This window comes from Vibrio cyclitrophicus, assembly GCF_024347435.1.
In the GTDB taxonomy this organism is placed as follows: domain Bacteria; phylum Pseudomonadota; class Gammaproteobacteria; order Enterobacterales; family Vibrionaceae; genus Vibrio; species Vibrio cyclitrophicus.
Genome location: NZ_AP025480.1, coordinates 1,201,845 through 1,215,614 on the forward strand (window position 1 = coordinate 1,201,845; position 13,770 = coordinate 1,215,614).

A 13,770-nucleotide genomic window follows, 5' to 3' on the forward strand; every position below is an offset into this window, starting at 1 on the left:
TGTTTATGCTTTTTGAGTATTAGCGAGTAGCCGTTTGCAACCAATCCTTTTTGATCCCAATCGCTGTCCTGTGTAGAATACTCGGATTCTCGGAAGAAGTTGCGTAGAGCAAGAGCAATGAGTCATATACTAGATAAAATTGATACAGTTTACCCGTTTCCGCCTAAGCCAGTTCCTTTGAGTGATGCTCAGAAACAGGCACACATCGCGAATATCAAAACACTACTTCAAGAAAAAGATGCAGTTCTAATTGCACACTACTACACAGACCCTGAAATTCAGGCTCTGGCTGAAGATACTGGTGGTTTTGTTGGCGATTCATTGGAAATGGCCAAGTTTGGTAACCGTCATTCAGCAAGTACGCTGATCATCGCTGGTGTTCGTTTCATGGGTGAATCTGCAAAGATTCTGACTCCCGAGAAGCGCATATTAATGCCAACGCTTGAAGCGGAATGTTCACTTGACCTTGGCTGTCCTGCTGATAAATTTACAGAATTTTGTGATGCTCATCCTGACCATACTGTGGTTGTATACGCGAACACCTCTGCGGCTGTTAAAGCTCGTGCAGACTGGGTGGTTACGTCGAGTATCGCTTTAGAAATCGTTGAAAGCCTAGACGCCGAAGGCAAACCCATTATTTGGGGCCCAGACCGTCACCTAGGTTCTTATATCGCAAATCAAACTGGCGCCGACATGCTGCTTTGGCAAGGTGAGTGTATCGTTCATGATGAGTTCTCAGCTGATGCTTTGAAGAAAATGAAATCGGTATACCCAGAAGCGGCTATTTTGGTTCACCCAGAATCACCAGCAAGTGTGGTTGAACTGGCGGATGCTGTAGGTTCAACAAGCCAGCTTATTAAGAAGGCGAAAGAGCTTCCTCACCCACAGATGATCGTGGCGACAGACAAAGGCATCTTCTTCAAGATGCAGCAATTGGTTCCTGAAAAAGAACTGATTGAAGCGCCAACAGCGGGTGCTGGTGCAACTTGTCGCAGCTGTGCACACTGTCCTTGGATGGCGATGAATGGCCTTGAAGCGATTGAAAATGCGCTTGAGAACGGTGGTGAGCAACACGAGATCTTCGTTTCTGACGAACTGCGTGTGAAGTCTCTTATCCCACTGAACCGCATGCTAGATTTTGCTGAGCAGTTAAATGTGCAGGTAAAAGGTAACGCGTAAGCCGTTCTTTTATCTAACCAACGAAAAACCAGCCAATAGTGCTGGTTTTTTTGTGTCTAAAGATAGCTCGCTAGTATCAATCTTGTGGTCATGTATCTTTTTCTGATGATACATCTTGTTGATATCAGGTATTTTTTCTAGCATGTAAGTAAGATCGAAGGATTTGAGGCTCGAATGATAATCTGGTTACAACTCAAACGTTGGGTCAAAGCAAATATCTTTGTTTTGAATGGAAAAAACTTACTGTTCACCTTCTTAGGCTACGTATTTCTGTCGTGGTCGAGTTTGTATTTAGCGGGTGAAACAGCGCTAACCAGCTCGTTTACCACGTTCGCTTACTACCTAGTCGTGACTGCGTCTACGGTTGGCTACGGTGATTTATCGCCCACAACAGAAGCAGGGCAATGGATCGTTATATTGTTTGTGATTCCGGGTGGACTGAGTCTTTTCGCGGCCTTGCTAGGTAAGGTAGCGACAGAAGGTGTTGAATATTGGCGAGCGGGCTTGCTAGGAAAAAGGAGAGTTAGAGTGGACAACCACATTTTGATGCTTGGGTGGAATGAACAAAGAACGATTCATCTAATTCGTATGTTACAGCATGAAGAAACGGGTAAGCGACCAATAGTGTTGTGTACTCGTTCGGATATTGAAAATCCGTTACCTGGAGAAATCAACTTTGTTAAAGTGAACAGCTACACTGATGGCAAAGAGATGGAGAAAACCGGTATCGAGTCAGCCAGTTGTATCTTGATTGATAACCCAGAAGACGACATTACATTATCCGCGGCACTTTACTGCGCGAATCGAAACCCTAAAGCGCATCTACTCGTTTACTTTAAAGATGAAGCATTGAGTGATCTGCTACATAAACATTGTCCTAATTCTGAGTGTATACCAGCAGTCGGTGCTGAAATGTTGGCAAAGGCTGCGGTTGATCCAGGATCAAGTGCGTTGCATCAAGAGCTATTGAGTTCTACAAGGGGGATGACACAGTATTCAACCTATTACCCTAAAGATGCCGAGCCTGTCACCGTTGCGCCAATCTTCTCGGCGTTTAAAAAGAAGTATCAAGCAACGTTGATTGCAATAGATTCCGGTAGCGGAATTGAACTCAACCCAGAATTGGATCAAGTGGTTAGTAGTGGGACCAAGTTGTTTTATATCGCCGATGAGCGAATTGATGATTTTGATTGGAAAGGCTTTTAGAACGCGTATTTGATTTCTTTTCAAACAAAAAAAGGCCTCATCGAGAGGCCTTCTTTATATCTAGCTAATCATTATTATTGAGCTTCAGCTAATGCGATGCCGCGTTGCGTTAGCCCACAAAGCATCACAGGAACAGCGTTAAAGATCTCTTCGAATTGTTCAAGACCTTCAATACCTTGCTCTGCAAGTGTTGCAATTGAGGTTTCAGGATCGTACAGCATACTTAGTGAAAGCAGTACACCGCCAACTAACGCGTTGTCTTCACTGTCTTCAGGCATCAGAGTCTCCCAGTCGTCACGTGCAATCTGCCAGCCTTGAAGTAAGCCTTCACAAAAATCACGAGCTGCTGTGTTTACCACTTCCTCGTCATCTAATTGACAAGCTTCAGGCCAAACCCAAGTGCCTTCGATTAACTCTGGGCGAGTTTTGTTCCAAAGCGCGATGATAACTTCAATGTAGCTTTCAAGCTGTTCACCATCAGTAAAAGGAGCGACTTCTTCACCCCCCCAAAGGAATGGTAGCCACTCGTGCGGGGTTAACACATTAGGCGACGCTGCCATTGCAGTGACAAATCCCATAGTTTTGTGTTCTGTGATTAGCTTTCCTTCCAACTCTGGAAGCGCAAGAATATCTTGTAAAGTCAAAGTGAGGTACCGTAAAAGGGAACATATTTGCACTTATAGTACCAATGAACTTACACCAATCAAGCTTCAATCTAAAAAGGCTTGATGTCATTGATGATAAACACTAGGTTTAACAGAAAAGAAAACAATAAAAAATTATGCAGATACGGTCGTCTTTAAAGAAAAAAAGCATGGTAGCGCTTAGCTTATACCTTGCAATGTTTATCGCTATTGTCGGTAGTGTGACGTATTACGTCGTAGAATCCCCTGTGCGAGCCAAATTACAAGAGAACCTAGATCTCCGTACAGAGCTTCTTTCTGCATTGATTACAGAACCTCTCAATAGCTCTGAAGGCTTTGTTGACAGTTTAGTTGGTCTTGCTCAGGCACAACGAAGCGGTGCTGAGGTCCTTCCTTTGTTTAAGTCGATGTTGGCGGCAAGTGACAACACGATCGTCAGTGCAGGTATTTGGCCAGAACCTTATATGTTCAATCCTCAAATGCAACTGAATAGTTATTTTTTCAATAAAGCAGACGATGGCAAGATTGACCAGCTGTTCTCTTATAACAATCCTAAGACTGCACCTTATCATCAAGAGTATTGGTATACCTCCGTCATTAACAGAAGCCAGGGAACCATTTTGTGGAGTGATGTTTATATCGATCCATACACCCATGTTCGAATGATCACCGCTTCATCCCCTTATTATTATGATGGCATCTTTGCTGGCGTGGCAACGGTGGATCTCTCTCTCGAAGAGTTATTGGGTTTTATTAAGAACCATGCGGAAGAGTATGATCTTGGTATTACGCTTAGGGACAAACTTAACCAAGTCTTGGTGTCTCATAATTTCAATCTTGTTGAAGGGATCTACATCAGTAGTAATCAATTTGGTGAATTCGGTTGGCAAGTTGATGTGGTTAACTCTAAGTCACGCGTTGCAGACGAAGTGTTTCGTCAAGTCATGAGTATCGAAGGCGGCATTGTACCTCTATTACTACTGTGTGTGATGGCGGGTTATTACTTGTTAAACCGCTATTTGATTAGCCCAATTACCGCCATTGCAGCAAAGGTCGATGGTTCTAAAGCCGGTGAAATCATTGATGTTGAGTACTCAAGCCAAGATGAAATCGGTCATTTGATCAAAACCTTTAATGAAAAGACCATTTACCTCGAAGCGGAAAAGGTTAAAGCTCAAGCATCAACTAATGCGAAAACTGCTTTTCTGGCAACGTTGTCACATGAAATCCGTACCCCGATGAACGGGGTATTGGGTACCGCACAAATCCTACTTAAAACCCCTTTAAATACAGAGCAAGAAAAGCACCTTAAGAGTTTGTATGAGTCTGGCGATCATATGATGACACTGCTGAATGAGATCCTAGACTTTTCAAAGATCGAGCAGGGTAGGTTGGATCTTGATGAAACGCGTTTTCCTTTAGATTCAATCATTGGCAGTATCAACAGCGTCTACTACACATTGTCTTCTGAAAAAGGGCTCCAATTTAAGGTTTATTCTGAGGTGCCTTCTGGGCGTTGGTACTTCTCGGATAAGGCTCGGCTGCGCCAGATCTTGTTCAACCTATTAAACAATGCTGTGAAGTTTACCTCCAGAGGTTTTGTCGAGGTGTATTTTAAAGAAGTTGTTGAAGGAAATGACACCTACCTCAGTATTCGAGTTCGTGACACCGGGATTGGCATTTCCAAAGAAGCGCAAAAGCGTATCTTTAAACCTTTTGAACAAGCAGAATCTTCGACTACAAGACGTTTTGGTGGTACCGGCCTAGGCTTAGCGATCGTGAAGAAAATTGCTCAGCTGATGGATGGTAGTATTACGGTTACTAGTGAAGAAGGAATAGGTACGAGCTTCGACGTTCGGTTGAAAATCCAACCTTGTCAACCGGGTGAGATAGAGAGCTTGCCACACAAAAAGTTAGATTATTCTGGCTTAAAAGTGCTGATTGTTGAGGATAACCGAACCAATACCGTCATTATTGAAACGTTCATGAGCAGTAAAGGCTTCATGTGCAAAAGTGTCGAAAATGGTGAGCTTGCGATACAAGCTGTGGTCGCAGAGCATTTTGATTTGGTGTTGATGGATAACCATATGCCAGTGATGGATGGCGTTGAATCAACAACAGCTATTCGCGCTTTAATCGGTGATGTTTCATCAGTTTTAATATTTGGTTGTACTGCCGATGTCTTTAAAGAGACTCGCGAACGAATGCTTGGCGCTGGTGTGGATTACATTGTCGCCAAGCCCATTGATGAACGTGAATTAGACGACGCTTTATTCCGTTATTCGCATAAGCTTTACCAATTCCATGAAGATGAAGGTTATGAGGAAGGACGTATTGATGAAGTTCACCAAGAAACAGTTAGCAATGAAAAAATGAGCAAGGACTTGGTGCGTCATAATCATAATGTGAACTCCCAGAGAACGCATCTTCATGGACAGAAGAGCCAAAGTCGTTCTCTACCTAAACCCGATCTACGAAACAAAGATAATACTGAAGAGCTGTTAGTGACGTTGTATGTAGCACTTGAAGACAATAACCTAGAGTTGATTCAATTTGCATTGGAGAGCTTACGTCTACACATTAAGCCTATGAATAATCCCGAATTGTCATCTCAAGTCGATAAAGCTCTAGAGCAGGTTTCTATGGGAGCTCCTCCTACTCAAGACACTATTAATATCATTACTGTAAATTTACCTATGGCTTGAGTGTTATTTAATTACAGAAAGTAAACAACGAATTGCCCGTTATTTGACCTGTGTATGATTTTCTGGTGGAAGTGACTGCTTTTTAAATGGTTTTTGGTTGTTAATTTACAACTTGATTTTTAATTTGGAATGTATGACTGCTTAAGTTGTGTTTTAATAGCGACATTATCTGGCAAGGTTAAAAAAAACCTTGTTTATATGTTACTAAATCACTATCCAAGTAGTGATATATTTTAGGTTTATTGTCAATGAAATCTCGTGGTCCATTTTGTATTCGTAACGCCGCTGCGGATACATTTGCTATGGTAATTTTCTGTTTTATCTCTGGCATGATCGTAGAAGTGTTTATCTCAGGTATGACGTTCGAGCAATCTCTTGCTTCACGAACGTTGTCTATTCCGGTAAATATTGCTATTGCTTGGCCTTATGGTGTCTTTCGTGACTGGTTCTTGTGCAATGGTGCAAAGCTTTCACAAAGCTCTTTGATGAAGAATTTGTCCGACCTAATGGCTTACGTGTTATTCCAGTCTCCTGTTTATGCAGGTATCTTGTTGGCTGTTGGTGCTTCAAGCGAGCAGATCGTGACCGCAGTCACCAGTAATGCGGTTATCTCATGTGGTATGGGTGTACTTTACGGTTACTTCCTAGATATGTGCCGCAAATGGTTTCGAGTTCCGGGCTACTCCCAACAAGCGTAGGCACAAAGGCACAATGAAATTTGGTTTGTTTTTGATCTAATGAGTTAATTTGTAATCGAACAAACTGAAAAAGGTACTTTTTTTGATAATGCCCCTTGACCAAAGCAAGCAGAATCAATAAAGTAGCGCCTCGTTGAGCAACAAGCTCGACACAAAATTTGTGGAAGGATGGCTGAGTGGCTTAAGGCGCTCGCCTGGAAAGCGAGTATACGTTTATAGCGTATCTGGGGTTCAAATCCCCATCCTTCCACCACTATTCGAAACCTCAGCAGAAATGCTGGGGTTTTCTCGTTCTAGAAACCCTACAATTCTACGCCTTCTGCACACACTCTCGTATAAGTTGTTGTAATGCTTTCCTGGTCATCATTTACTCTATTTATGCCGATTTAAATAGAATCATATTAGGCGCCTTTTTAACCGATAAAAGCTTGATTTTTTGGTATGGATCTAGATGATCAAGAGTAAGCAATAATATGAATAATCCCACAATCAGGAATCTAATACCCCATGACAGAAACCCTCGTTTCTCCAATGCTTTCCTTTACTATCGCGATTTCATTACTTTTTATCGGTAAAGGTTTGATTGAGCGCTCTGAAGTACTAAGGAAATATTCATTGCCAGAGCCCGTTATTGGTGGCTTTGTTTGTGCTGCGACCGTAGCAGCGCTTTACTATCTGTTTGAAATTCAAATTACATTTAGTTTAGATGTCAGAGATTTTTTGCTTCTCTATTTTTTTGCTGGTATTGGACTTCAAGCGGATATTAAAACGCTGATAAAAGGTGGGCGACCACTGTTCATTTTGCTGTGTCTGGCTACCGTCTTTATCGTGTTGCAAAACGTAGTTGGTATGGTTGTGGCTTCAGGTTTTGGGATGGACGCGAAAGCAGGTTTGTTATCCGGCTCTGTGAGTCTGATTGGTGGCGTTGGTACCACGCTTGCTTGGGCACCCATGTTTGTTGAAGAGTTTGGTATATCTAATGCGTTAGAACTCGGTGTGGCTTCAAATACGGTTGGCTTGATAGCGGCATGTGTAATTGGTGGCCCAATTGCAAACTATCTACTTAATAAGCATAAAATCAACCCATCTAATGAAGAAGATGTGACGGTTGGTGCATTTCAAGAAAGCGAAACACGTACAGAATTGAGTCATTATGGCGTTCTATGGGCATGGTTAATTCTTAACCTCACTCTGATGCTGGGTTACAGCCTGAGTGAAGTTATTGACGCTATGGGTTTGAAACTGCCACTATTCGTTAGCTGTTTAATCGCAGGTATCCTAATCGGTAACGTTGGACGTGCGCTATTTAAGAAGCGTCGCACGCAAGAGAAAATCGCTCAAGGCCGTAAAGGATTGGCGATGATCTCTGATATCTGTTTGGGGATGTTCTTGACCATGGCGTTAATGGGGCTACGCATCTGGGATCTTGATGGGTTGTTTGGCTATATCTCTGTTGTCATGAGTATCCAGATTTTGCTTTCCCTGCTATTCACCATCTTTGTCGTCTATTACTTGATGGGAAGAAACTATGACTCAGTGGTGATATGTTCTGGCTTTGGTGGTATTACATTAGGTTCGACCGCTACCGCGATTGTGAACATGACCGCGGTGACCCATCGTTATGGTGCAAGCCCACAAGCATTCATTGTGGTGCCACTAGTGTGTGGTTTCTTTGTTGATTTGATTAACGCACTGGTAATTAGTTTCTTTGTTGGGATGTAGCTATTATCACGAACTATGTTCGTAATTTTATAAGCCTAGCGATACTAGGCGTTTTGTATTTCGCTATGTATTTTGTCTTTATTGATGCGTTTCGTATTCGACTAAATGACTGTTTAGTTCAGAAGGTAATTGGGTGTAATTCGTGTATATACGATCAAAATCACCCAGCTTTGCGACTTTTAGAGCGGCAAAGCGTCCCCATTTACTTGCGTCTGCGACAAGCCAACTTTCTCTACTGTTTTTGATAATTGATTTGGATAGGTCGGCTTCAACTTGTTCATGTTCCATCGCGAAATGGCTATCAGTTACTGAACCACAACCACAAATGCCAATGTCGGCTTCAAAATCTGAGAAGAAGTGAACTACGCTACTTCCCACCATGTCTTGATGTTCTCTTCGGTACAAACCACCCGCTAAATACACTTCAATCTGCTCGTTTGCTTCAAGGATACGAGCGACTTGCAGATTATTGGTGATCACTCGTAATGCCGGCTTTGCCACTAAGTATTGTGCGATACGGGTGACCGTTGTACCAATGCCCATCATAACCGTTGAACCTTCAGGTATCGCGTCTGCGACCGCCATCGCAATACTGTCTTTTGTTTCAGATTCAACACCTGAACGGAATCGATAACTGGTGTTAGTCAATGTTGTCGGTAAGCTGACACCTCCGTGCACTCTTCGCGCCAAACCTTGCTCACACAAGTGATTCACATCACGACGAATGGTTTGAGTGGTTACGGAAAATAGTTCAGCCAAATGATCGATCTGAATGTCTTGGTTCGCTTTAAGTGTTGCGAGTATTTGCTTTTGACGGTGGTTCAGTTCCATAGAAGCTCACTAAAATTTATGTGGTACATCGGTGATGATGTTATCGACACCGAGGTTGAGATATTTGCTGGCCAATAGTGGGTCATTTAGCGTCCATATTTTAAGGATCGCACCAGAAGTCTTGATAGCTTTGGCTATCGGTTCATCAAGGATTCGATGGTCAATGTGAATGCTATATAGGTCAAGCGGCTGGAGTGATTCAAGGCTGAAATCATTCCATACTTCACATATAAATCCTCGTCTAACTTCAGGCATTAGCTCTTGGCAAATACTTAATGCTTCCTTTTTAAAGCTAGAGATCAGCAGTTTTTCAATTGGGAAGTGTTTTTGTTTGATCAATGCGATCACTTCTTTAACTAAAGGCTTGATGGCTTTATCGTTATAAATCTTGATCTCAAGGTTCAGTGTTAAATCAAGTTCGAGACATTTGTCTAACGCTTCATTTAATGTAGGAATTGAAGTGCCTACGAACTCATTACCAAACCAACTGCCAGCATCTAAAGTCTTGAGCATTGTTAGATCTAAGTCGGCAATGTTTCCTGTACCGTTAGTACAACGATTCACCGTTTTATCGTGAAAAACCATAGGGATACCGTCGGCACTGAGCTGGGTATCAATTTCAACCCAGTTAGCGCCTACTTTTGCCGCTTGCTCAATACTGGCTAAGGTATTTTCTGGTGCTAAAGAAGCGGCACCACGGTGGGCTGTAAGCATAATTTATTCTCGATGTTCATTTGAAAATTTAGGAGACAGTAACTCCACTTTATTACAGATTTATTATTTACCTTCTATATCGAGCTATTTTAAATGAGATCTAGCTAAAATAAGTTGTATAGAGTTTGTACAATAGTGAGACCTCATCCTCAGTGTGTTCAGGTTACTAAGATAAATGTTCATATGAATGTAATAATTCACTTACATACTCTACGAAAACTTAATAACACCCTCTATATTTAGACAAGATAGCCACGATAAGGTGATTTAAAAATGAAAAAGCTATTAGGTACAGTAATTATGGCGGCAACGTTGCTTGTTGGTTGTGGTGAAGCTGACAAGGCTGGAACTGAAGTCAAAGACGATCCGATCAACATCAACATGAGCCTTGTGTTCACTCAAAATGAGTTATTAACACAGGAGCTAATTAAAGCGACCGATAAAATTCGAGAAAGAACCGATGGTTCTGTAAACATTAAAGTTTTCCCTGGTGGTCAATTACCGGTTTATAAAGACAACTTGGAGCAAGTCGTTAACGGCGCAAACTGGATTGCCGTTGAGGATTTAACCTACCTAGGCGATTACGTACCCGACTTTGCAGCACTGGCAGGCCCAATGTTGTACAACACGTATGATGAATACTTAGCGATGATGGATACGGAATTTGTCGCGGGCTTGAAGGTTAAAGCTGAAGAAAAAGGCATTAAAGTATTGAATGCTGACTACATGTTTGGGTTCCGTCACATGATCACCAATAAAGAGATCGTGAACTCTAAAGACATGAAAGGGATGCGTATCCGTGTTCCACAAAGCCAGTTGTTTATCAGCACGCTTTCAGCAATGGGGGCGGCTCCAGCTTCTCTGCCATTCCCAGAAACCTATGCAGGTGTTCAACAAGGCGTTGTTGACGGTCTTGAAGGTTCTATCCTGACGATGTACTCAACTAAAATCTACGAAGTAGCGAAGAATATGTCTTTGACTAAACACTTCCTAGGCACGGTTGGTATCTACATTTCACCGACTCTTTGGGACAAGTTTACGCCAGAGCAACAGCAAATCGTCAATGAAGAGCTCGAAGCAGGCGCAGAATCTAATACTGCAGAGCTAGTTAAACTGGATGTTGAATACACGCAAAAACTTGAAGAGCTAGGTGTTACGTTTAATGAAGTTAACTCTGACGAGTTCAATGAGTTGACGGCTGACGTATACAACCAATTCCCAACATGGAGCGAAGGCATACACGCAACGATCATGAAAGAGTTGGAAACGATTCGAGCTGCACAGTAACTCTGCGAATGTAGATTAATTCGTTAATGAAAACGGCCTGATTCCCTTCAGGCCGTTTTATTCCTGAAGTAACCGACGTTATGTTGGATATTTCACAGGAGAAGTCTTTTGTTTTTATTGAAAAATATTGAAGAAATCCTCGCCTCTATTGCTATTTCGATTACCGTTCTAGTAGTCATTATTAATGTTGTTTTACGTTATGGCTTTGGATTTGTTGTCCCATGGAGCGAAGAACTCTCAGTTATTTGCTTCATATGGGCTGTCTATTTAGGCATTAGTTCCTGCTATAAACACAAGCTCCACATGGGTGTTGATGTGGTGGTAGCCATGCTGCCGGAAAAAGCCAAAACCCCGTTTAGGTTATGTGTTTCCCTCTTCCTACTGGCTCTTAACATCTTGATGGCTGTTCTGAGTTATCAATACCTGATGTTATCTAACAAGGTAACGCCAGTGATGGGCATGTCATATTTTGCTATCAATGGTGTGCTGTTAGTTTGTTTTTCATTGATGGCAATCCACACGGTTCGATTCATCGTCAGCGATATTGCTTCTCTAAAGCGCTCTTTTAAGTAGGTACGATTAATGGAAAGCTATCTTCCAATCCTCATTCTTTTTGTTCTGTTTCTATTGAATATACCCATTGCGTTTTCATTGATCGCATCGGCAATGGTGTACTTTCTCTTTATCAATGACTCAATTCCCGTCAGCTTGGTAATGCAGCGCTTTATTAGCTCGACAGAGTCATTTCCATTGTTGGCTATTCCATTCTTTATCATGGTTGGTTCGGTGATGAACTATGCGGGGATCAGTAAAAGCTTATTGGCTTTTGCAGATTCGATGATTGGCCATAAAACGGGCGGTCTCGCGCAGGTTAATGTGGCGCTGAGTACGTTAATGGGCGGTATTTCTGGCTCTGCGAATGCCGATGCCGCGATGCAATCGAAGATTCTTGCGCCTGAAATGACCAAGCGTGGTTATGATCTGCCATTTACAGCTGCAGTGACGGCGGCGTCATCAAGTATCAGCCCTGTTATTCCACCGGGTATTAACTTAATCATCTTTGCGCTGTTAGCGAATGTCTCCGTTCATCAGATGTTTATTGCTGGCTATGTACCTGCATTTTTGATGGCGTTATCGCTGATGGTGACAATCGCGTTTATCGCACGCAAGCGTCGTTATAAGCCTTCTCGTTCTGAGCCTGCTTCTGCGAAAGAGCGTTTTCATTACTTTCTAAAAGCGATTCCCGCGTTACTGATTCCATTCGGCATTATTCTTGGTATGCGTTTTGGTTTGTTTACACCGACAGAAGCGGGTGCAATCGCAGTATTGCTTTGTGCGATTATTGGTATTTTTGTTTATCGTCAACTTGGCCTAAGACATATCCCGCTAATCATGCGTGAAACGGTGCAGGGTACGAGTAGCGTGATGTTCATTATTATCGGAGCGATGGTCTTCGGTTACTACATGACCCTAGAGCAAATCCCGCACAATGTCGCGTCTGCTTTGATAGAGCTCACCGACAACAAGTTAGTCTTGCTGTTGTTGATTAACGTACTGCTATTAGTGGTTGGCATGTTCATCGAAGGCGGCGCTGCAATGATCATACTCACGCCATTACTGCTTCCTGCTGTGCTTAACCTAGGCGTTAACCCGGTTCATTTCGGCATTATCGTGATTGTGAATATCATGATTGGTGGTGTGACTCCGCCATTTGGTTCGATGATGTTTACGGTTTGCTCGATTTTAAAAGTCCGTATGGTCGACTTCGTGAAAGAAGTGGCTCCGTTGTTGCTAGCACTACTCACGGTTCTGATGTTGCTGACTTTCTCTGAAAGCTTAGTGATGTTTTTACCGAATTTGCTTTAACACTGTTTTGTGATTAATTATTTAGAGGTGTAGAAATGAATTCGGTATCGAATGAATTGAACCCAAAATGGAAAAACATAGATTGGGTGTTAACCGATGTGGATGACACCTTAACATGGCAAGGTCAATTGCCACCGCAAACCCTAATAGCACTGAGTAAACTTCGTGATTCGGGGAGAAAAGTGGTTGCAGTAACAGGCGCTTGTGCCGGTTGGTGTGATCACATTGCTCAGTTGTGGCCTGTTGATGCGGTTCTCGGTGAGAACGGTGCGTTTATTCTGGAAAAGAAAGGCGGCTTTCTTACGTTGCGCTCTGATATCCCTTTACCAGAAGTCAGTGCCAACCAGAGTAAACTAAAAGAACAAGTATTGGCTATTTTGAGCGATTACCCAGGGCTCAATTTAACGCTAGATCAGTCTTATCGTTTGTGTGAGGTAGCGATCGATATTGGTCAAAATCGTCCAAAAGTCGACGACGCTATTATTGAAGAAATCGTAACTAAGATTCACGAGCTAGGCGCTCACGCTACAGCAAGCTCTATTCACATTAATGCTTGGTATGGTGAGCACTCTAAGAAAGCGACATCGACTGCTTTTCTTAAGGAGAAGGGGCTATCTAACCAAGAGATAGTTGAACGTAGTTGCTATGTGGGAGATTCGATGAACGACCAATACATGTTTGAAATTTTGCCTAACAGTGTCGGTGTGGCGAATATTCAGCATTACTGGAACCGTTTAGAGCATCATCCATCAGTGGTGATGAGCAAGCCTGGTGGGTACGGTTTCGCTGAGTTTGTCGATAAGCTGCTTGCCATAAAATAGCTCGTGGCTGTAGTCTTTGAACTGTCGACTATAGACATCAAACACAACTCACTTCTTTACTGAATTGAGTTGTGTTTTTGTTTTATGAAGATGTGTA

The 13,770-nt window shown here is 42.5% G+C and carries 12 protein-coding genes and 1 tRNA gene; 10 read left to right on the plus strand and 3 right to left on the minus strand.

Features of this window, described 5'->3' with window-relative positions:
- Window positions 1-117 precede the first annotated feature (117 nt).
- Entirely contained in the window at window positions 118-1,179 is a 1,062-nt protein-coding gene (nadA, locus tag OCW38_RS05510) for a quinolinate synthase NadA (protein WP_010437921.1), read from the plus strand.
- Window positions 1,180-1,353: 174 nt separating this feature from the next.
- Window positions 1,354-2,385: a potassium channel protein gene (locus tag OCW38_RS05515; protein WP_010437923.1), complete on the plus strand. Its 1,032-nt coding sequence runs from the start codon at window positions 1,354-1,356 to the stop codon at window positions 2,383-2,385.
- A 74-nt stretch (window positions 2,386-2,459) separates the two neighbouring features.
- Here OCW38_RS05515 and OCW38_RS05520 read toward each other — a convergent pair whose 3' ends face one another.
- Window positions 2,460-3,029, minus strand: a complete 570-nt coding sequence (locus OCW38_RS05520) for a UPF0149 family protein (RefSeq protein ID WP_010437925.1) — start codon at window positions 3,027-3,029, stop codon at window positions 2,460-2,462.
- Window positions 3,030-3,166: 137 nt separating this feature from the next.
- On the opposite strand from OCW38_RS05520, the gene OCW38_RS05525 reads away from it, so the two are divergent.
- The 4 genes from OCW38_RS05525 to gltS all read left to right on the plus strand — a co-directional run bounded on the left by OCW38_RS05525 (window position 3,167) and on the right by gltS (window position 8,154).
- Window positions 3,167-5,734, plus strand: a complete 2,568-nt coding sequence (locus tag OCW38_RS05525; RefSeq protein ID WP_456303362.1) for an ATP-binding protein — start codon at window positions 3,167-3,169, stop codon at window positions 5,732-5,734.
- Window positions 5,735-5,982: 248 nt separating this feature from the next.
- Window positions 5,983-6,432 (plus strand): L-alanine exporter AlaE, encoded by a 450-nt coding sequence (locus OCW38_RS05530; RefSeq protein WP_261895359.1) that lies wholly within the window; start codon window positions 5,983-5,985, stop codon window positions 6,430-6,432.
- A gap of 162 nt (window positions 6,433-6,594) precedes the next feature.
- Window positions 6,595-6,685 (plus strand) — tRNA-Ser (locus OCW38_RS05535).
- A gap of 254 nt (window positions 6,686-6,939) precedes the next feature.
- Window positions 6,940-8,154, plus strand: a complete 1,215-nt coding sequence (gltS, locus tag OCW38_RS05540) for a sodium/glutamate symporter (RefSeq protein ID WP_010437930.1) — start codon at window positions 6,940-6,942, stop codon at window positions 8,152-8,154.
- Between the two features lie 78 nt (window positions 8,155-8,232).
- Here gltS and OCW38_RS05545 read toward each other — a convergent pair whose 3' ends face one another.
- Window positions 8,233-8,985, minus strand: a complete 753-nt coding sequence (locus tag OCW38_RS05545; RefSeq protein ID WP_010437933.1) for a DeoR/GlpR family DNA-binding transcription regulator — start codon at window positions 8,983-8,985, stop codon at window positions 8,233-8,235.
- Window positions 8,986-8,994: 9 nt separating this feature from the next.
- Complete coding sequence (locus OCW38_RS05550; RefSeq protein ID WP_016768388.1) at window positions 8,995-9,699, minus strand: glycerophosphodiester phosphodiesterase family protein; 705 nt, start codon at window positions 9,697-9,699, stop codon at window positions 8,995-8,997.
- Between the two features lie 273 nt (window positions 9,700-9,972).
- On the opposite strand from OCW38_RS05550, the gene OCW38_RS05555 reads away from it, so the two are divergent.
- From OCW38_RS05555 to OCW38_RS05570, 4 genes are all read left to right on the plus strand, one after another.
- A complete protein-coding gene (locus OCW38_RS05555; RefSeq protein ID WP_016768387.1) occupies window positions 9,973-10,986 on the plus strand; it encodes a C4-dicarboxylate TRAP transporter substrate-binding protein in 1,014 nt (337 codons plus the stop codon).
- A 108-nt stretch (window positions 10,987-11,094) separates the two neighbouring features.
- Complete coding sequence (locus OCW38_RS05560; protein ID WP_010437942.1) at window positions 11,095-11,559, plus strand: TRAP transporter small permease; 465 nt, start codon at window positions 11,095-11,097, stop codon at window positions 11,557-11,559.
- A gap of 9 nt (window positions 11,560-11,568) precedes the next feature.
- The gene (locus OCW38_RS05565) at window positions 11,569-12,852 is read left to right on the plus strand and encodes a TRAP transporter large permease (protein WP_010437944.1); all 1,284 of its coding nucleotides are present in this window, start codon (window positions 11,569-11,571) and stop codon (window positions 12,850-12,852) included.
- A 35-nt stretch (window positions 12,853-12,887) separates the two neighbouring features.
- Window positions 12,888-13,673 (plus strand): HAD-IIB family hydrolase, encoded by a 786-nt coding sequence (locus OCW38_RS05570; protein WP_016789271.1) that lies wholly within the window; start codon window positions 12,888-12,890, stop codon window positions 13,671-13,673.
- Window positions 13,674-13,770 lie beyond the last annotated feature (97 nt).